The 18,130-nt window shown below is 65.2% G+C and carries 17 protein-coding genes; 7 read left to right on the forward strand and 10 right to left on the reverse strand.

The genetic code is table 11. The features are described from left to right. Positions 1–47: 47 nt before the first annotated feature. Positions 48–746 carry a PIG-L deacetylase family protein gene (locus O7A05_RS08245; RefSeq protein ID WP_337092499.1) on the reverse strand — a complete coding sequence of 233 codons (699 nt, stop codon included), beginning with the start codon at positions 744–746 and terminating at the stop codon, positions 48–50. 23 nt (positions 747–769) lie between these two features. On the opposite strand from O7A05_RS08245, the gene O7A05_RS08250 reads away from it, so the two are divergent. The 5 genes from O7A05_RS08250 (at position 770) to nhaA (ending at position 7,881) form a co-directional block, all read left to right on the forward strand. Next, positions 770–1,660, forward strand: coding sequence for a DMT family transporter (locus O7A05_RS08250; RefSeq protein ID WP_337092500.1), 891 nt, complete (start codon positions 770–772; stop codon positions 1,658–1,660). Between the two features lie 55 nt (positions 1,661–1,715). Further along, the gene (gene hrpB, locus O7A05_RS08255) at positions 1,716–4,178 is read left to right on the forward strand and encodes an ATP-dependent helicase HrpB (RefSeq protein ID WP_337092502.1); all 2,463 of its coding nucleotides are present in this window, start codon (positions 1,716–1,718) and stop codon (positions 4,176–4,178) included. Between the two features lie 43 nt (positions 4,179–4,221). Continuing rightward, a complete protein-coding gene (locus O7A05_RS08260) occupies positions 4,222–5,547 on the forward strand; it encodes an ActS/PrrB/RegB family redox-sensitive histidine kinase (RefSeq protein ID WP_337092504.1) in 1,326 nt (441 codons plus the stop codon). A gap of 232 nt (positions 5,548–5,779) precedes the next feature. Beyond that, entirely contained in the window at positions 5,780–6,343 is a 564-nt protein-coding gene (locus O7A05_RS08265; protein ID WP_337092505.1) for an ActR/PrrA/RegA family redox response regulator transcription factor, read from the forward strand. Between the two features lie 347 nt (positions 6,344–6,690). Then, a complete protein-coding gene (nhaA, locus tag O7A05_RS08270) occupies positions 6,691–7,881 on the forward strand; it encodes a Na+/H+ antiporter NhaA (RefSeq protein WP_337092506.1) in 1,191 nt (396 codons plus the stop codon). A gap of 51 nt (positions 7,882–7,932) precedes the next feature. Here nhaA and O7A05_RS08275 read toward each other — a convergent pair whose 3' ends face one another. Together O7A05_RS08275 and O7A05_RS08280 are read right to left on the reverse strand one after the other, a co-directional pair. Then, positions 7,933–8,433, reverse strand: a complete 501-nt coding sequence (locus tag O7A05_RS08275; RefSeq protein ID WP_337092507.1) for an MmcB family DNA repair protein — start codon at positions 8,431–8,433, stop codon at positions 7,933–7,935. 128 nt (positions 8,434–8,561) lie between these two features. Continuing rightward, a complete protein-coding gene (locus O7A05_RS08280) occupies positions 8,562–8,777 on the reverse strand; it encodes a hypothetical protein (protein WP_224584736.1) in 216 nt (71 codons plus the stop codon). Positions 8,778–8,934: 157 nt separating this feature from the next. On the opposite strand from O7A05_RS08280, the gene O7A05_RS08285 reads away from it, so the two are divergent. Further along, positions 8,935–9,405: a nucleoside deaminase gene (locus tag O7A05_RS08285; protein ID WP_337092508.1), complete on the forward strand. Its 471-nt coding sequence runs from the start codon at positions 8,935–8,937 to the stop codon at positions 9,403–9,405. Positions 9,406–9,418: 13 nt separating this feature from the next. On the opposite strand, the gene cueR is transcribed toward O7A05_RS08285, so the two are convergent. After that, a complete protein-coding gene (cueR, locus tag O7A05_RS08290; protein ID WP_337092509.1) occupies positions 9,419–9,808 on the reverse strand; it encodes a Cu(I)-responsive transcriptional regulator in 390 nt (129 codons plus the stop codon). 226 nt (positions 9,809–10,034) lie between these two features. On the opposite strand from cueR, the gene O7A05_RS08295 reads away from it, so the two are divergent. Then, entirely contained in the window at positions 10,035–10,652 is a 618-nt protein-coding gene (locus O7A05_RS08295) for a L,D-transpeptidase (protein WP_337092510.1), read from the forward strand. A gap of 146 nt (positions 10,653–10,798) precedes the next feature. On the opposite strand, the gene O7A05_RS08300 is transcribed toward O7A05_RS08295, so the two are convergent. From O7A05_RS08300 to O7A05_RS08325, 6 genes are all read right to left on the reverse strand, one after another. Beyond that, positions 10,799–11,368: a NifU family protein gene (locus tag O7A05_RS08300; RefSeq protein WP_337092511.1), complete on the reverse strand. Its 570-nt coding sequence runs from the start codon at positions 11,366–11,368 to the stop codon at positions 10,799–10,801. 68 nt (positions 11,369–11,436) lie between these two features. Further along, entirely contained in the window at positions 11,437–11,637 is a 201-nt protein-coding gene (locus O7A05_RS08305) for a hypothetical protein (RefSeq protein ID WP_337092512.1), read from the reverse strand. 212 nt (positions 11,638–11,849) lie between these two features. After that, positions 11,850–12,341: a universal stress protein gene (locus O7A05_RS08310; RefSeq protein ID WP_040993731.1), complete on the reverse strand. Its 492-nt coding sequence runs from the start codon at positions 12,339–12,341 to the stop codon at positions 11,850–11,852. Between the two features lie 99 nt (positions 12,342–12,440). Then, positions 12,441–13,508 (reverse strand): tryptophan--tRNA ligase, encoded by a 1,068-nt coding sequence (trpS, locus tag O7A05_RS08315; RefSeq protein ID WP_278047262.1) that lies wholly within the window; start codon positions 13,506–13,508, stop codon positions 12,441–12,443. A gap of 172 nt (positions 13,509–13,680) precedes the next feature. Continuing rightward, positions 13,681–15,288 (reverse strand): murein biosynthesis integral membrane protein MurJ, encoded by a 1,608-nt coding sequence (gene murJ / locus O7A05_RS08320; protein ID WP_337092513.1) that lies wholly within the window; start codon positions 15,286–15,288, stop codon positions 13,681–13,683. A gap of 40 nt (positions 15,289–15,328) precedes the next feature. Continuing rightward, entirely contained in the window at positions 15,329–18,130 is a 2,802-nt protein-coding gene (locus tag O7A05_RS08325) for a [protein-PII] uridylyltransferase (RefSeq protein WP_337092514.1), read from the reverse strand.

Consider the following 18,130-nt stretch of genomic DNA (forward strand, 5'->3'; position numbering starts at 1 on the left):
CCATTGAAATCGTTGGGAAATGATCGCCGAACTTGAGTCCGCTGACGTCAGGTGGCCCCGTTGGTGGGGCCCGGACTTGTCGTCAGCGGCCGGATCGACGGCGCCGGCGGCAGGAGCGCTCGTATGTCGGCGAAGGGGAAGGTCGGCTCGAAACGGAAGGCCTCGGCCAGCGCGCCGGAGGCGCCGTTGCACTGTCCGGCACGAAACTCGTTCTGGAGGCGCGCCCTGTGCACATAGTGCTCCGGACCTTGCGACTGGTGCGCGAGGATCGCTTTCGCCTTGATGTCCCAATGATGCGAGATCTCGACATAATGGGTCGGCGAAAAACCGGTGCCGCCCAGCGTGTCGGCATGCAGCACCGGCACCGCGAAGGACGCGGCGAGTCGCACGCCGTCGGACAAGGCTCGGTGGTCGCCATGATAATCGTAGGGCGCATGGGTGATGGCGAGGTCGGGCTTCACCTCGCCGATCAGCGCTTTCAGCGCGGCAATGAACGCGGCATCGGCGACGAGCTCCCCGTCGGGAAAGTCGAGGAAGCGCGGCTCGACGCCGAGGAGGCCTGCCGCCGTGGTCGCTTCCTTGCGCCGCAAACGGGCAAGCGCCTTGGGGTCGCCCATGCCGCCTCTGGCACCATCGGTGGCTATGGCGAAAGTCAGTTCTGCGCCTAGCGCGGCATAGGCGGCCAGCGTACCGAACATGAATATCTCGATATCGTCGGGATGTGCCCCCAGCGCCAGTATCTTCACGTCTTTCTCCCGGAATTGGAATCGTGCCGAACGGAATCCTGCTCGCCCTTCTCGCTTACGCAAACTATTCGTTCAGCGACGCCGTCATCAAGGGTCTGGGCGGGCAGTTCACCGTCTTGGAGATCGGCTTTTTCATGACCTTGTTTGCTGGCTGTTTCCTCTTCTTCACCCGGCCGAAGGAGGAGCGCTGGCGCGATTTTTGGCGCACCGGGCGGCCCTGGGCCGTACAGGCGCGCGCTTGGGCCGGCATCGCGTCGGGCGTGCTCAGCGTCTATGCCTTCACCACCATTCCGCTGGCGGAGGTTTACGCGCTGCTCTTCCTGGCCCCGTTGCTCGTCACCGTGCTGTCGACCGTCATCCTGAAGGAGGAGGTCGGCCCCTGGCGGTGGCTTGCCGTGATCGCCGGCTTCGCCGGTGTCATGCTGGTGGTGCGGCCGGGCTTCCGCGAATTGCATCTTGGCCATCTCGCCGCCTTCGCCAATGCCTTCGTCGCGGCAACCATCGTCATCCTGATGCGCTCGCTTGCCCAGCAGGAAAAGCGCACGACCATGTTGGGCTCGCTGATCGGCTACGGCCTGCTCTTCAACGGGGTCGGCGCGGCCGCGACGTCATTTACGCTTCCCAATCTGTGGCAACTGGGCTGGCTGATCCTGGGCGGCCTGTTCACCGCCGGCGGCCAATTGCTGCATCTCCTGGCAGCCAAATACGCGCCCGCAAACCGCATCGCCCCGACGCATTATTCGCAGATCGTCTGGGCGGTCATCCTCGGCGCGATGTTCTTCAGGGAATATCCCGACGCGATGACGCTGGTCGGCCTTGCAGTCGTCGGCGCCTCAGGCCTCCTTACCATGGTGCGCGAGGAAGTGCGGCTTGGCACCGTGCGCTGGAACCCGTTTACGCGTGCCCGGCTTTGACCGGCATGGGCCCGACAGTTTGCACTGCGACCGCGACCGCTGATATGCGGGCGAAATGACGACGAAACCCTTGCCGGAGCTTCCGGTCACAGCCGTGCTGCCGGCACTCGGCGAAGCGCTCTCGCGGCGCAGCAGCGCCGTGCTGGTGGCGCCGCCGGGCGCCGGCAAGACGACACTGGTGCCGCTGGCGCTGCTCGACGCGCCTTGGCTCGGTGAGGGCCGGATCGTGCTGCTCGAGCCGCGGCGGCTCGCCGCCCGCGCCGCCGCCCGCCGCATGGCCGAATTGCTGGGTGAGGAGCCCGGCGGCACGGTGGGCTACGCGATGCGCATGGAGAACCGCACCTCGGCGCGGACAAAAATCCTGGTCGTCACCGAAGGCGTGCTCTCGCGCATGATCCTCGACGATCCGGAGCTGCCCGGCGTCTCGGCGGTGATCTTCGACGAATTCCACGAGCGTTCGCTCGACGGTGATTTCGGTCTGGCGCTGGCGCTCGACGTGCAGGGCGCGCTGCGGCCGGACCTGCGTCTGCTGGTCATGTCGGCGACGCTCGACGGCGCGCGCGTGGCGAAGCTTTTATCGGAGGCGCCGGTGATCGAAAGCGAGGGCCGCGCCTATCCGGTCGAAATCCGCTACGACGAGCGGCCGGCCGGCACGGCGATCGAGGACGCCATGGCCAGGGCCGTGCGCGCGGCTTTGGCCGGCGAGCAGGGCAGCGTGCTCGCTTTCCTGCCCGGACAGCGCGAGATCGAGCGCACCGCCGAGCGGCTCGCGGGCAATGTCGCTGCCGACACCGACATCGTTCCGCTCTATGGCCAGCTCGACAACCGGGCGCAGGATCAGGCGATCAGGCCGGCGCCGGCCGGCCGCCGCAAGGTGGTGCTGGCCACCTCGATCGCCGAGACCTCGATCACCATCGACGGCGTGCGGGTCGTCATCGATTCCGGCCTGTCGCGGCTGCCGCGCTATGAGCCGGCGAGCGGCCTGACCAGGCTTGAGACGGTGCGTGTCAGCAAGGCTTCGGCCGACCAGCGCGCCGGCCGCGCCGGCCGCACTCAGGCTGGCGTGGCGGTGCGCCTGTGGCGCGCCGAGCAGACCGCGTCGCTTCCCGCCTTCACGCCGCCCGAAATCCTCGAGGCCGATCTATCCGGCCTGCTGCTCGACTGCGCCGCCTTCGGCGTCGCCGATCCGTCGAGCCTCTCGTTTCTCGATCCGCCGCCAGCCCCGGCGCTCAACGAGGCGAGGGTGCTGCTCAAGGCGCTGCATGCCATCGACGATGCCGGCAGGTTGACCGAGGCGGGCGCCGCCATGCGCAAGCTGGCACTGCCGGTGCGGCTGGCGCATATGGTGGCCGAAGCGGCGAAGAGCGGCCACGCGCTCGAAGCGGCGACGCTTGCCGTGCTCTTGACCGAGCGTGGGTTGGGCGGCGACAGCGCCGATCTGGAGCGGCGTCTAATCCGGTTTCGCGGCGAGAAATCCCCTCGCGCCAACGCCGCCAGGCAGCTCGCTGAGCGTTTGGCCAGGCAGGCCGGTGGCGGGCAGAGCGGCGAGGCGGCCTCTGCAGGCGCCCTTCTGATCCACGCCTGGCCGGATCGCGTGGCAAGGGCGCGCGGCGAGCGCGGCCGCTTCGTGCTGGCCAATGGCTCAGGCGCCATGGTCGATGCCGCGGATCCGCTCGCCAATGAAACCTGGCTGGTGGTCACCGACCTGCAGGGCAAGGCGCAGAACGCCCGCATCACCGCCGCCACTCCGGTCGGCGAAGCCGATATCCGCGCCGCCCTGGCCGATCGTATCGAGACGAAGCGCGAGACGAGCTTCGACCGCGAGCGCCGCGCCGTGCGCATGCGCGAGACCGCACGGCTCGGCGCCATCACGCTTTCCGAGCGCATGCTGCCGGCGCCGTCAGGCGCCGTTGCAGACCGCGCCATAACGGATGCCTTGCGCGAGCACGGCCTGTCGCTGCTCGACTGGGGCAGGGAAGCGGAGGCCCTGCGCCAGCGGCTCGGCTGGCTGCATCGCGGCCTCGGAGCGCCCTGGCCCGACGTTTCCGACGCCGCGCTTCTGGATCGGCTCGATAATTGGCTCCTGCCGTTTCTCTCCGGCGATGCCTCTTTCGCGGCCATCAAGCCGGCGATGCTGTCGTCGGCACTGATGGCACTGGTCCCGCACGACCTGCAGCGCAAGGTCGACACGCTCGCGCCGACCCATTTCGATGCGCCGTCCGGCAGCCACGTGCCGATCCGCTATGAAGGCGAGTGGCCGGTGCTTTCGATCCGCGTGCAGGAACTGTTCGGCCTCGACCGTCATCCGGCGATCGCAAACGGAACCGTTCCGCTGACGCTCGAATTGCTTTCGCCGGCGCACCGGCCGATCCAGACGACGCGCGATCTCCCCGGCTTCTGGCGCGGCTCCTGGGCGGACGTGCGCGCCGACATGCGCGGTCGCTATCCAAAGCACGTCTGGCCGGAAAACCCGCTGCTGGCCGCCGCCACCAGCCGCGCCAAACCGCGTGGAACCTGACGATGCTCTATCGTTTCCGCTCCTGCGGCTGTAATCCTTGGCAATGAGCAACATCCTGCGCGCGCCCGATTCCCAGCAAAGCCAGCGGCTGCGGCTCAACACGCTGATCCGCCTGCGCTGGCTGGCGATCGTCGGGCAGAGCCTGACCGTGCTGGTCGTCGCCTATGGCCTGAAATTCCCGCTGCCGGTATCGATGTGCTTCGCGCTGATCGCCTGCTCGGCCTGGATGAATCTGTGGCTCACCTTCCGCTATCCGGCGGCGCATCGGCTCACCCCGCTTTCGGCCTTCGTGATCCTCACCTTCGATGGCGTCCAGCTCACCGGCCTGCTCTACATGACGGGCGGCCTGACCAATCCATTTTGCGTGCTGCTGTCGGTGCCGGTCGTCATCTCCGCCGCTTCGCTGCCGCTGCGGTTCACGGCCATCCTTGGCGCGTTGGTCATACTGGCGGCCACGCTTCTGGTGTTCTTCCATTTGCCGCTGCCCTGGTATGAGGGCTCGCCGCTGCCGATGCCCTTCATCTATGTCGCCGGCATGTGGATGGCTGTGTTTGCCTCGATCGCCTTCACCGCCATCTATGCCTTCCGCGTCGCCGCGGAAGCGCGCCTGCTCGCCAATGCGCTGGCCGCCACCGAACTGGTGCTGCAGCGCGAGCAGCATCTTTCGGCGCTGGACGGGCTGGCGGCGGCGGCCGCGCACGAGCTGGGCACGCCTTTGGCCACCATCACCGTCGTCGCCAAGGAGATGGAAAAGGCCCTCGGCAAGGATCCGAAATATGGCGAGGACGTGAAGCTCTTGCGCTCGCAAAGCGAGCGTTGCCGCGAGATTCTGAAGCGGCTGACCAGCCTTTCCTCGGAAGGCGAAGCGCATCTGTCGCGCATGCCGCTCACCTCCCTGGTCGAGGAGGTGACGGCGCCGCACCGCGATTTCGGCATCTCGATCCGGCTGCGGCCCGGCGAGCGCGTCGGTCCCGAGCCGGTTGGCCAGCGCAGCCCCGGCGTCATCTACGGGCTCGGCAATCTGGTTGAGAATGCCGTTGATTTCGCCCGCAACGCCGTCACCGTCAGCTGGAGCTGGGACAATGAGAAGGTCATCTTCTCCATCACCGATGACGGGCCGGGATTCCCCGCCGAGATCATCGACCGCATCGGCGAGCCCTATATGTCGACGCGCCAGGGCACGGAGGCCGGCGGCGGCTTGGGGCTTGGGCTGTTTATCGCCAAGACCTTGCTGGAGCGTTCCGGCGCCACCATCGATTTCCGCAATTCGAGCGGGCTCGGCGAGGGTGCGGTGGTGCAGATCTCCTGGCCGCGCAACCTCTTCCTCAACCAGGAACAGGCCTCGGCCACCATGTTCGACAATGCGTAAACCTTGGTTGGGTGGCGCCTAAGCCTTGCAATTGCCGCATGGCAGCTCTGTTGCCGGCTCTAAAAATTGGACATTGCCCCTGCAGGACTGTATCTGCGTAAAAGTGAGGCATGTCGCCTAAAACTGTGCAGCGGCTTGGGGAAGACGACATGTCCGGAAACAGGGATCGGAAGGGCCTTCGCCAGAGCAGGTTTCGGCGCGGCGCGCTTCAGGTCAGTAGGATGCCGATAAGATGAGCGGAGACGAAACGACTGGCGCTATGGTCGAGGGCGAGGACACCTCGCTGCTCATCGTCGAGGACGACAAGCCGTTCCTCACCCGGCTTGCCCGCGCCATGGAGACACGGGGCTTCGTGGTCGAGACGGCGGAGAGCGTGGAAGAGGCGGTCGCCAAGGCGCGCGCCCATCCGCCGGCCTATGCGGTTGTCGACATGCGGCTCGGCGACGGCAACGGCCTGGATGTCGTGGCAGTCATCCGCGAGAAGCGCAACGACGCCCGCGCCATCATCCTGACCGGCTACGGCAACATCGCCACCGCGGTGACCGCCGTGAAGCTCGGCGCCGTCGATTATCTGTCGAAGCCCGCCGATGCCGACGACGTCTTCGCCGCGCTCACCCGCACCTCCGGCGAACGTGCGGCGCCCCCGGAAAACCCGATGTCGGCCGACCGCGTGCGCTGGGAGCACATTCAGCGCGTCTACGAAATGTGCGACCGCAACGTCTCCGAGACGGCGCGCCGCCTCAATATGCACCGCCGCACCCTGCAGCGGATTCTCGCAAAGCGGGCGCCTCGGTAAGGATCGCCAGCCGCACCGGAAAGTGCGCCTTAGGCCAACGTCGGTCCAGCTTGTAGCGACGACGCAAACTGCCAACGTCAGCGCTGCCCCTCATCGCCCTGTGGGGCACTTCTCCCCGTATAGTGACGGGGAGAAGGGGCTGGCCGCAACGCTGGCTCCCTTACACAACGTCGGAGATTGGCGAAATCCTGCGCGAAAGCCCCCTTCTCCCCGTTCCACGGGGAGAAGATGCCGGCAGGCAGATGAGGGGCGGCGCCGGCATTCGGAAACTGTGACGCTTGCTCAGCCGGTGAGGCTTGCGCATCATCGCGAATAACGCCGACCAGAAGACTGGCAACGGAGTGACCATGCGAGACGAACGGCCGAAATCGATCCTTCGCCAGTTCCTCGACGGCGAGGCCGCCGGCGGCATCATCCTGATGGTGGCCGCAGCCCTTGCGCTGATCGTCGCCAATTCCCCTTTGGCCGAAACCTATTTCACTGTCCTGCACGCCTATCTCGGGCCGCTCAGCGTCTCGCACTGGATCAATGACGGGCTGATGGCAGTGTTCTTCCTGCTGGTCGGGCTGGAGATCAAGCGCGAGATGCTGGACGGACAGCTCTCGACCTGGCCGCGCCGCGTGCTGCCGGGCATCGCGGCCGCCGGCGGCATGGCGGTGCCGGCGCTGGTCTATGTCTTGATCAACCGCGACAATGCGGCAGCGCTCTCTGGCTGGGCGATCCCCACCGCCACCGACATTGCCTTCGCGCTCGGCGTGCTCTCGCTGCTCGGCAGCCGCGTGCCCGCATCGCTGAAAGTTTTCCTCACCGCTCTGGCCATCATCGACGATCTCGGCGCCGTCATCATCATCGCGCTGTTCTACACCAGCGGCCTGTCGCTCGCTTATCTGGCCGCCGCCTTCGTCGTCATCGCCTTGCTCATCGTGCTCAACCGCATGCGGGCCATGAAGCTCTGGCCCTATCTCTTGCTTGGCGTCGTCTTGTGGGTGCTGGTGCTGAAGTCGGGCGTGCATGCCACGCTGGCCGGCGTCGCCCTGGCGCTCACCATCCCGCTGGAGCGGTCTCCGCGCATCGGCGACGAAACAGAACATTCGCCGCTGCACCGGCTGGAGCACGGTCTGCACAAGCTTGTGCCGTTTCTCGTCATCCCGATCTTCGGCTTCGCCAATGCCGGCGTCTCGCTCGGCGGCTTGAGCTTTGCAGCCCTTGTCGAGCCGCTGACGCTGGGCGTCGCCGCCGGCCTGGTTCTCGGCAAGCTGGTCGGCGTTTTCGGCTCCTCGGCGCTCGCGATCCGCTTCGGCCTCGCCGACCTGCCGGCCAATGCTGGCTGGCTGCATGTGCTGGGCATTTCGCTGCTTTGCGGCATCGGCTTCACCATGAGCCTGTTCATCGGCCTGCTCGCCTTCGCCGGCGACCCGGCGCTCCAGGACACAGTGAAGGTCGGCATCCTCGCGGGTTCGCTGATTGCCGCGCTCCTGGGCGCGGCCATCCTGCTCATGGCGCCGGCGGGCAGCGGAGTGGAAGAAGAAGTGGAATAGGTCAGCTGCAACGCCTGTTCCTCTCCCGCCGAGTTCGGCGAGGAACAGGCGCTACTCGCTCTCGCCGTCCAGAGCCGGCACGGCGACGCCGGCAAGCTCGGCCGCCAGGAGCCGCGCGGCGCCGGCGCGGGCAATCCGCAACATCAGCGCCTTGCGCGTCGCAGCCGCCATGCGATGCTCGGGCGCATCGCGCAGGATCTCCGCGCCATAGCCGTCGGAGAGGATGAAGCCGCATTCCTCGGGGAAGATGTCCTGGGGAACGCCGGGATGGGTGGCGAAGAAGAAGCGGTCGGAATGCAGCCGATAGTCCGGCCATTTGCGGTCGACCCTGAAATCCTCGATCGAGGATTTGATCTCGATGATCCAGATGTCGCCCTGCCTGGTCAGCGCCACGAGATCGGCGCGCCGCCCTGTGGCCAAAGACAGCTCCGGCAACACATGCGCGCCCATTTCGGCAAGCAGCCGCTGCACGCCGCGCCGCACCAGCATGGCGCGCTCGGACTGGCGGCCGTCGATCAAAGGGTTGAGCGGAATCGGGGAAACGAGTGGCATGGAAGCACCATGCCAGATTTTGTTCACGGTTTGAACCCCTGTGGGGCCGGCGATTGTCGGTTCCTTCGATGGTCGGTGACGCAAAAGTCGCCGGTTAAAGCAGATGTCTGCGGCGAGACCCGCTACTGCTAGTCCCCCGCTCGAAATTCATCTGCCAGAAGCCTGGCTAGGTGGTCGCGGCTCAGGCTCAATGCCTCTTTCAGGAACCACAGGAAGTTGCTCGGGCCGTCTGTCGGCAGGCCGTTCTCTTCCGCTTGGGTGATGACCGCGCGCTGGCGCTCGATCCGCTCTTCGATCTCGCGGATGTGCTGCTCGACACGTTCGATGTCGTCCTGGAAACCCATGGCCGGCAATCTCGTTGCGCGGTCGTCAGAATAGCACCAAAATCAGAATAGGCGGAGCGCAAAGCCAAGGGGGGACGCTCGAGCCGTAGTCGAGCGAAGATTAGTTATTGCTAATCATATCCCTTGGCAGCAATCTCGCCGTGAGAGGATTTCCGCCATGACCCGCGACCAGATGCTCGCCCACCTTCGGTCCGCCGATGCCGTCGCGCGCGAGGCGGCGGCGCATGGGCATCATCCGTTCGGCTGCGTGCTGGTCGGGCCGGACGATCGCGTTTTGATGCGGCAGGGCAATCTCGACACGGTGCGCCATGCCGAGACCGAGTTGGCCCGTCGCGCCGCAGCGTCCTATGAGCCGGAGTTCCTGTGGCAATGCTCGCTGGTCTCGACCTTCGAACCCTGCGCGATGTGCGCCGGCACGATGTACTGGGCGAATATCGGGCGCCTGGTCTACGGGGTCGAGGAAACCAGCCTTCTGGCGCTCACCGGGGATCATGCGGAGAATCCGACGATGAACCTCGCCTCGCGCACCGTCTTCGCCTCCGGCCAGAAGAAGATCGAGGTGTTTGGCCCCTTTCCCGAAATCGCGGACGAGATGCTCGCCCCGCACCGCGATTTTTGGAAGCGCTGACGGGCCTTGGGCCTCAGGCCGCTCCCGCGATGTCGTCCAGGATCGGGCAGTCCGGCCGCTCGTCGCCATGGCAGGCATGGATCAGCTTCTGCAGCGTCGAGCGCATCGACTGCAATTCGCGCACCTTCTCCTCGATCGCCCTGACATGGGCGGCGGCAATCTCGCGCACGTCGTGGCTGGCGCGGTCGCGATCCTGATAGAGCGCCATAAGCTGCCTGCAATCGTCGATTGAGAAGCCGAGATTGCGCGCGCGGCGCAGGAAGGCCAGCCGGTGGATATCCTCGCCGGAGTAATCGCGATAGCCGTTCTCGGCCCGCGCCGGGCGGATCAGGCCGATCTCCTCATAGTAGCGAATGGTCTTGGCCGGCAGGCCGGAACGCTCGGCGGCATCACCGACATTCATGGCGCTCTCCTCGAACCCAGGCGGCTCTTTCAGCCGCCTCATTGATTTTGTTTCACAATCCGGTGAGGCCTGTTGCGGAAATGCCGCAGTTCGGCACTTACCGGCGCGTAAGGTCTTGCATATAGGCAGTGCGCGCTTGGCAAGCAAAAGAAATGCCAGCATGAATGATGACAACAAAGCGGCCGACTCGTGCCGCTGGCATCCAGGCGGGGCATCGGACCAATTCATGCGCTTGAAGTCATTTGCAATCCTCGCCGCTCTTGCGCTGTCGACCGCGATCAGCGGGTGCAGCACCATCGGCGGGCAAATCTTCACCAACAACTATGGCGCGATGACCGATGCCGGCTATCAGTTGCCGCGCATCCCGATCGAGAAGGTGCCCGCCAAATATCACCGGCAGGAAGTGCGCTATGACACTTCGGAGAAGCCGGGCACCATCATCGTCGATACCCAGAACAAGTTCCTCTATTTCATCGAGGGCGACGGCATGGCGATGCGCTACGGCATCGGCGTCGGCCGCGAAGGTTTTGAATGGCACGGCACCGCCCATATCGCGCTGAAGCGCGAATGGCCGACCTGGACGCCGCCGGCCCCGATGATCAAGCGCCAGCCCGAGCTCGCCAAGTTCGCCAGCGGCATGGAGCCGGGCCTGAAGAACCCGCTCGGCGCGCGTGCCATGTATCTCTTCAACAAGGGCGGCGACATGGGCTATCGGCTGCATGGCAGCCCGGAATGGTTCTCGATCGGCAAGGCGATGTCGTCCGGCTGCATCCGGCTGATGAACCAGGATATTATCGACCTCTATGACCGCACGTCGGTCGGCGCCAAGGTCATCGTGTTGTAGGCGCAAAAAGTTTCGCAGGCGGACCGTCTAGGCAACAACAAGACGTCCTGAAAACAGAAAACCGGGCTGTTGGGGCCCGGTTTTTTGTTTTTGCGTCTTGGATCAGAATTAGCTCCGCCGCGCCGTGCGGCCGGCGGAGTGGATTCTCAGGCGACCTGCTCGACCTGCTGGACCTCGGGAACGAAATGGCGAAGCAGGTTCTGGATGCCGTGCTTCAGTGTCGCCGTCGACGACGGGCAGCCGGCGCAGGCGCCCTTCATATGCAGGAACACCGTGCCGTTCTCGAAACCGCGGAAGGTGATGTCGCCGCCGTCCTGGGCGACGGCTGGGCGCACGCGCGTGTCGAGCAGTTCCTTGATGGTCAGCACCAGCTCTTCGTCTGCTTTGTCGTAGAACTCAGCGGTCCCGCTGGCATCGCTCGCCGGAGCGGCCGAGGCCATGACCGGAGCGCCGGACATGAAATGCTCCATGATGGCGCCGAGGATCGCCGGCTTCAGATGCTGCCAGTCCGGGCCGTCCTTGGTCACGGTGATGAAGTCGTAGCCGAAGAAAACGCCGGTGACGCCCGGGATCCCGAACAGACGGCCGGCCAGCGGCGAGGCCTCCGCCGCGGCTTCGGCGTTGCGGAAATCGGCGGTGCCTTCGCGCAGCACTTCCTTGCCCGGCAGGAATTTGAGCGTCGCCGGGTTCGGCGTCGATTCGGTCTGGATGAACATGGTATCTCCAAGCCCTTCGCGGGCCGATAGTTTGGAATAGTTCTAAATAGGCTCTATCGGCTGGACATTCAAGCGAAACGCGTCGCCGGAACGGCTGGCTGGCGGAATGTTTTTGCCATGGCGGGATGTCCGAACCATCCTCCAGCTTCGACGGTCAATTGTCCACTCGTCTGCAGGACATCGACCTCGGCGCCTTCATCCGTTCGTCTGAATTCGAGATCGGCGCTGCCCTTGCCGACACGCAATCCGCGAAGCGCGATACGGTTCACGAAACCGGGCATCCGCGGCCGCACGATCCGCAGCTTTCGCCCTCGATTGTTCGCGTCGGCCTGCCCCCTGCTCTGTTTCGGTCATCGCCCCTCCATTGGAATGCGCACATGATTCCAAATGGCGCGCCGCAAACGCCGGCCAAGGGCGGCGTTATTCTTGTGTCGGCTTGGGTATGTGCGCCGCGGACGAGAGGCCCGGCACCGGCCGGAAGTCAGGCCAGGCTGTCGATCTCTTCGTCGGACAGGTTCTGCGGCACGACCGTCACCGGAATCGGAAAGGCCGCGCCGCGGCCGGCAACCGCGCTGACCAGTGGTCCTGGACCTTCCTTGCCGGCGCCGGCCGCCAGCACCAGGATGGCGATGTCCTGGTCTTCCTCGATCAGCTTGTGGATCTCTTCGGTCGGCTTGCCCTCGCGCACCACCAGCTCCGGCTCGATGCCGACGCTCTGGCGCACCTTGTTGGCGTAGCCGTCGAGTGCTCCGCGCGCCGTCGCGTTTGCTTCCTCGCGCATGATCTTTTCCACGCCCAGCCAGTGCTGGAAATCGTCCGGCTCGATGACGTAGAGCAGCACCAGCACGCCGCTGGTGTGCTGCGCCCGCTTCGAGGCGTAGGCGACGGCGCGCTCGCATTCCGGCGTGTCGTCGATGATCGCCAGGAACTTGCGGCGATGGCCGGCTTCGCGGCTGAGACGTTTGGAGACCATGTCTATCTGCTCGGTATGGTTTCTGCCGCAATCTGCCACCGCCGCGGACCGGCGGCAAGCCGCCGGCCGGCATGGCGATGGTTCAGTAAGACCGGTCGATCAGTCCTGCAGCAGGCCGATGATGTCGCGAACCGTCTTCATCGTGCCCTCGGCGATCGCGCGGGCCCGGTCGCCGCCATCCTTGAGCACGGCGTCAACATAGGCGCGGTCGCCCTCGATCCGGCGCATCTCGGAAGCGATCGGCGCCAGCTTCTCCACGGCCAGATCGGCAAGCGCCGGCTTGAACACGGAAAACTGCTGGCCGCCATATTCCTTCAGCACGTCTTCCTTCGAGATTTCGGCGAGGCCGGCATAGATGCCGACGAGGTTTTCCGCCTCGGGCCGGCTTTCCAGTCCGTCGATCTCGCTCGGCAAGGCCTCCGGATCGGTCTTGGCCTTGCGGATCTTCTTCGAGATGGTGTCGGCGTCATCGGTCAGGTTAATGCGCGACAGGTCCGACGGGTCCGATTTCGACATTTTCTTGGAGCCGTCGCGCAGGCTCATGATACGCGCCGCCGGACCGCCGATCACCGGTTCGGTGATCGGGAAATAGCCGTTCACCGTCTCTTCGCCGACCTGCATTTCGACGCCGACGCCGAGCGCCGCGATCTTCTCGGAGAAGTCGTTGTTGAATTTCTGCGCGATGTCGCGGGTGAGCTCCAGATGCTGCTTCTGGTCCTCGCCCACGGGCACATGAGTGGCGCGGTAGAGCAGGATGTCCGCGGCCATCAGGCTCGGATAGGCGAGCAGGCCGAGCGAGGCGTTCTCGCGGTCTTTGCCGGCTTTATCCTTGAACTGCGTCATGCGGTACATCCAGCCGATGCGCGCCACGCAATTGAAGATCCAGGCCAGCTCGGCATGCTGGATGACCCGCGACTGGTTGAAGACGATGTGCTTCTTCGGGTCGATGCCCGAGGCGAGGAACGCCGCCGTGATCGAGCGGGTCTGGTCGCCCAGGTCCTGATGCACGAGCTGCGCCGTCAGCGAATGCAGGTCGACGACGCAATAGATGCAGTCGGACTGTTCCTGGAGGGCGACGAATTTCTTGATGGCGCCGAGATAGTTGCCGAGATGCAGATTGCCGGTCGGCTGGACGCCTGAAAAGACGAGTGGCTTGAAGGCGGACATGATTTCCTCAGGGCTTGTGGAGGGCCGTATAAGCGTGATTCCAAAAAGTTGCAGACTTTTTGGAGCCAATCACGCGGCTGGAAACCGCGCGCGGCGAAAGTCTTGCGACGGCGCGCTTATGGACGAAGGGCGCGAGGGGATCAAGACCGGTGTTGCTGCAAGCCAGTTCGAGTTATTCGTCCAGGCCAGTATTCGATTCCCGCGGCGCAGATTTCCGTGAGCCGCGCTTGACGTTCCGGCGGATCATCCCGAAATCGGCGCCGCCGGTGCCGAAGGCGGCGATGAAATAGAGCGCAGCACCCCCGCCGACCAGCGCGAACAGCGTCGTCGCCTTCACCACCAGCGGCGAGCCGGGTCCGAGCCGTGCGGCGAAGTAGTGCTCGGCGAAGTAAAGCGCAATTGCCATGATCACGGCGGACAGCACCAGTCGCGGAATGCGTCTCAAGAGCGGCACGTCGCGGCCCCAATGGCCACGCCTGATCAGCATGGCGAGCAGCATCAGCGCGTTGACCCAGCCCGCGACTGCCGAAGCCACCGCGATGCCAGGCGCGCCCATCGACGGGAACAGACTCAGCGCCGTGGCGACATTCACGCCGACCGAGATGGCGGCAAAGATCATCGGCGTGCGCGTGTCCTCGCGCGCGAAATACCCTGGCGTGAATGCCTTGATCAGCACGAAGGCCGGCAGGCCGAGGCCGAAGATCGCCAGGATCGAGGCGACGATCGGCGTCGAGTGGTTGGCTGCGAAGGCGCCGCGCTCATAGACCAGTCGCACGATCGGCTCAGACATCACCCAGAGCGCCGCCGCCGCCGGCAAGGTCATGAACAAGGTGAATTCGACCGAGCGGTTCTGCAAATTGGCCGCCTCGACCAGGTTGCCCGACTTCAGCGCCCGCGACAGTTCCGGCAACAGCACGATGGCGACGGCCACGCCGACGACGCCGAGCGGCAGCTGATAGATTCGGTCGGCATAGGCGAGCGACGACACCGCGCTGTTCTGCGCTGAAGCGATCGCCGTGCCGATCAACTGGTTGATCTGGGTGATGCCGCCGGTGATCGCGGCCGGCAGCGCCAGGATGAGCAGCCGCTTGACGTTGGGCGTCATCTTCGGCCGGCGGAAGCCGATCGAGATGCCGGCCTGGCGCACCGCGATCCAGACGATCGCCAACTGCACGATGCCCGCCGCCAGCACGCCCCAGGACAGGCCAAAGCCGACATCATGCGCGTCGAGCCCGCGATACCAGGCATAGGCGAGTACGCTGATCAGGATGATGTTGAGGAAGGCGGGCGCGATCGCCGCCGCGAAATAGCGGCGCAGCGAGTTCAGCATGCCCGCCATCATGGCGCCGAGCGACATGCAGATCAGGTATGGGAACATGATCGTCGCGAGCGTGACGGTGGTCTCGAACTTGCCCGGAATGTCGGCAAAGCCCGGCGCCACCAGGTATCGCACGATCAGCGGCATCGCGAGTTCCATGGCGATCGTCAGCGCCAAAAGCGCCGAGAACAGCACGCCGAACACTTCCTCCGAAAAACGCTTGGCACCGTCCGTGCCATGCTGCTCGATCTCCTTGGCGAAGAGCGGCACGAAAGCGGCGTTGAAGGCACCTTCGGCGAACAGCCGGCGAAAGGTGTTGGGGAACTGGAAGGCCGCGTTGAACGCATCGGCGACCGGCCCGGTGCCGAGTGCCGCCGCCATCAGCATCTCACGGCCAAAGCCCAGCGCGCGGCTCATCAGCGTGCCGGACGCGACGGTGGCGAATTTCTTGACGAGGCTCATGCTGGGAATGACTGCCAAAAAAATTGCGTCAAATGGATGGTCACTCGGCCGCCGCCTTGGCCTTGCCGGTGCGTTCCGCCGAACCGCCTTCCAGCGTATCGATCAGCCGCTTGTGGATGGCGGCGGTGCGCGTCGGGCTGTCGATCTTCTGTCCGGTCAGGTCGGTGACGTAGAACGTATCGATGACCTTCTCGCCGAAAGTGGTGATGTGCGCCGAGGCGATGTCGAGCGAAAGGTCGGAGATCGTTCCGGTGATTTCGGAAAGCAGCCCCGGGCGGTCCAGCCCCTCGACCTCGATCACGGAGAAGCGGTTCGACAGCGTGTTGCGGATCTCGGCGCGCGGCGGAATGCGGAAAGCTTTGGCGCCGCGCTTCGGCTTGGTGCGCTTCTCGATCATCTCGGGCAGCCAGCTCTTGCCCGAAAGGACGTCCTCGATCAGCCGGCCGACGCGCTCGGCGCGGCGCCGCTCGTCCTCGTCGCGGTCGAACTCGCGGGAGATCAGGATGCTGTCCAGCGCGCGCCCGTCCGAGGTGGTGAAGATCTGCGCGTCGACGATGTTGCCGCCGGCCGCGGCGCAAGCTCCCGCGATGATCGACAGCAGGCGCGGATGGTCCGGCGCCAGCACGGTGATCTCCGTCACCGCCTCGAACTCATGCGTCTTGACCATGGTGGCGAGCTTCTTGCCCGCCGCATCCGCCTCGCGGATGAATTCGGCATGGCGCAGCTGGTCGGGCAGGTCGACGGTCAGCAGATAGTTCTCATAATGCTGGGCGACATAGCGCTTGCGCTCCTTCGCCGGCCAGGCGGACAGCGCCTCAGCCAGCCGCTCGCGCGCCGCCGCCGTACGCTCGGCGCGTGACACTTCGGAGAAACCGCCGGTCAGAAGCAGCTCGGTCTCGAAATAAAGCGTGCGCAGCAGCTGGCCTTTCCAGCCGTTCCACACCCCGGGTCCAACACCGCGTATGTCGCAGACCGTGAGGATCAAGAGCAGCTTCAGCCGCTCGACCGACTGCACGATCGAGGCGAAATCCTCGATCGTCTTGCGGTCGTTGAGGTCGCGCGTCTGCGCGGTCATCGACATCACGAGGTGGTTCTCGACCAGCCAGGCGACAGTCTCGGTGTCGGCCGCCGACAACCCCATATGCGGGCAGATGCGCCGGGCGATCCGGGCGCCGGCCTCCGAATGGTCCTCGGGCCTGCCCTTGGCGATGTCGTGCAAGAGCACCGCGACATAAAGCGCCTCGCGGCTTTTCTTCAGACCCGGCATCAGCGTATGCGACAGCGGATGCACCTTGGCGCCGTCGCCGCGCTCGATCTCGGCGAGCACGCCGATGCAGCGGATCAGATGCTCGTCCACCGTATAGTGGTGGTACATCGAGAACTGCATCATGGCGACGATCTTGCCGAAGTCGGGGATCAGCCGGCCGAGCAGTCCCGCCTCGTTCATGCGCCTGAGATTGAGTTCGGCGTTGCGGTCCGAGGTCAATATGTCGAGGAACAGCCGGTTGGCTTCCTCGTCGCGCCGGAGCGACTTGTTGACCAGGCCGAGCGAACGGGTGAGCAGCTTCAGCGCATCGGGATGGAACTCCAATCCGTGCTTGTCGGCGAACCAGAACAGCCTGAGCAGGTTGACCGGGTCGCGCTCGAACACGCTGTCGTCGGCGACGTTGATGCGATGATTGTCGACGATGAAGTCGGACGTGCCGGCAAGCTTGCGCTTGCGCCGCTGGAAGGTGAGGAAGATGCGGTTGAAGCCCGGCACATGCTTGGCCTGCTCTTCCTCGAGCGCCGCGCAGAAGATGCGGGTGAGGTCGCCGACATCCTTGGCGACAAGGAAATAGTGCTTCATGAAGCGCTCGACTGCCGACAGGCCGGGATGCGTCGTATAGCCCAGCCGCTCGGCGATCTCGCGCTGGATGTCGAAATGCAGCCGCTCTTCCGCCTTGCCGGTGAGGAAATGCATGTGGCAGCGCACCGCCCACAGGAAATCCTCGGCCTTCTGGAACTCGCGATACTCGGCCTCGGTGAAGACGCCCTTCTCGACCAGTTCCTCGCCGGTGCGCACGCGATAGAAGTATTTGCCGATCCAGAACAGCGTCTGCAGGTCGCGCAACCCGCCCTTGCCGTCCTTGACGTTGGGCTCGACCAGATAGCGGCTTTCGCCGGCCTTGGCGTGGCGCTCGTCGCGCTCGGCAAGCTTGGCCTGCACATATTCCGGCCCGGTCGTGCGCACCACCTCGTGGTCGAAGCGGGTCAGCAACTCGTCATAGAGCTTGCGTTCGCCCCACAGGAAACGCGCTTCCAGGATCGACGTGCGGATGGTGATGTCGCTGCGCGACAGCCTCAGGCACTCGTCGATGTTGCGGGTGGCGTGGCCGACCTTCAGCCCCATGTCCCACAGCATGTAGAGCATGTATTCGACGATCTGCTCGCCCCATGGGGTCTGTTTGTAGGGCAGCAGGAAAAGCAGGTCGATGTCGGAGCCCGGCGCCAGCGTGCCGCGGCCGTAGCCGCCGACGGCAACGACCGCCATGCGCTCTGCCGCGGACCGGTTCTTGACGCGGTAGACATGGGTGGCTGCGAAATCATAGAGCGCCCGGATCAGATCATCCATCAGATGCGAGAGCCGCTCGGCGCAGGCATTGCCGCCGCCATCCTGCTTGAGCATGGCCTCGGCGATCTTTCGCCCTTCCGCCATCCTAGCCTTGAGCAGCTGGAGGACGGCCGTGCGAACAGCCGCGCCCGAGCCGTCGCCGGCGCTCGCCGCCGTCAACGCGGTCAAGTCGCGGCGCAGCGCGTCGCCGTCGATGATTTCGTCGAGTTTCAAGGAGATCTTTGCCAT

It is taken from the genome of Mesorhizobium argentiipisi (SeqCode) (genome assembly GCF_037179585.1).
GTDB lineage: Bacteria > Pseudomonadota > Alphaproteobacteria > Rhizobiales > Rhizobiaceae > Mesorhizobium > Mesorhizobium argentiipisi.

What these genes read in the sequence shown, in the direction of transcription:
- hrpB (WP_337092502.1), top strand. Translation starts at nt 1,716, where the DNA reads ATGACGACGAAACCCTTGCCGGAGCTTCCGGTCACAGCCGTGCTGCCG.
- O7A05_RS08260 (WP_337092504.1), top strand. Translation starts at nt 4,222, where the DNA reads ATGAGCAACATCCTGCGCGCGCCCGATTCCCAGCAAAGCCAGCGGCTG.
- O7A05_RS08265 (WP_337092505.1), top strand. Translation starts at nt 5,780, where the DNA reads ATGAGCGGAGACGAAACGACTGGCGCTATGGTCGAGGGCGAGGACACC.
- nhaA (WP_337092506.1), top strand. Translation starts at nt 6,691, where the DNA reads ATGCGAGACGAACGGCCGAAATCGATCCTTCGCCAGTTCCTCGACGGC.
- O7A05_RS08275 (WP_337092507.1), bottom strand. Translation starts at nt 8,433, where the DNA reads ATGCCACTCGTTTCCCCGATTCCGCTCAACCCTTTGATCGACGGCCGC.
- O7A05_RS08280 (WP_224584736.1), bottom strand. Translation starts at nt 8,777, where the DNA reads ATGGGTTTCCAGGACGACATCGAACGTGTCGAGCAGCACATCCGCGAG.
- O7A05_RS08285 (WP_337092508.1), top strand. Translation starts at nt 8,935, where the DNA reads ATGACCCGCGACCAGATGCTCGCCCACCTTCGGTCCGCCGATGCCGTC.
- cueR (WP_337092509.1), bottom strand. Translation starts at nt 9,808, where the DNA reads ATGAATGTCGGTGATGCCGCCGAGCGTTCCGGCCTGCCGGCCAAGACC.
- O7A05_RS08295 (WP_337092510.1), top strand. Translation starts at nt 10,035, where the DNA reads ATGCGCTTGAAGTCATTTGCAATCCTCGCCGCTCTTGCGCTGTCGACC.
- O7A05_RS08300 (WP_337092511.1), bottom strand. Translation starts at nt 11,368, where the DNA reads ATGTTCATCCAGACCGAATCGACGCCGAACCCGGCGACGCTCAAATTC.
- O7A05_RS08310 (WP_040993731.1), bottom strand. Translation starts at nt 12,341, where the DNA reads ATGGTCTCCAAACGTCTCAGCCGCGAAGCCGGCCATCGCCGCAAGTTC.
- trpS (WP_278047262.1), bottom strand. Translation starts at nt 13,508, where the DNA reads ATGTCCGCCTTCAAGCCACTCGTCTTTTCAGGCGTCCAGCCGACCGGC.
- murJ (WP_337092513.1), bottom strand. Translation starts at nt 15,288, where the DNA reads ATGAGCCTCGTCAAGAAATTCGCCACCGTCGCGTCCGGCACGCTGATG.
- O7A05_RS08325 (WP_337092514.1), bottom strand. Translation starts at nt 18,130, where the DNA reads ATGGCAAAGATCTCCTTGAAACTCGACGAAATCATCGACGGCGACGCG.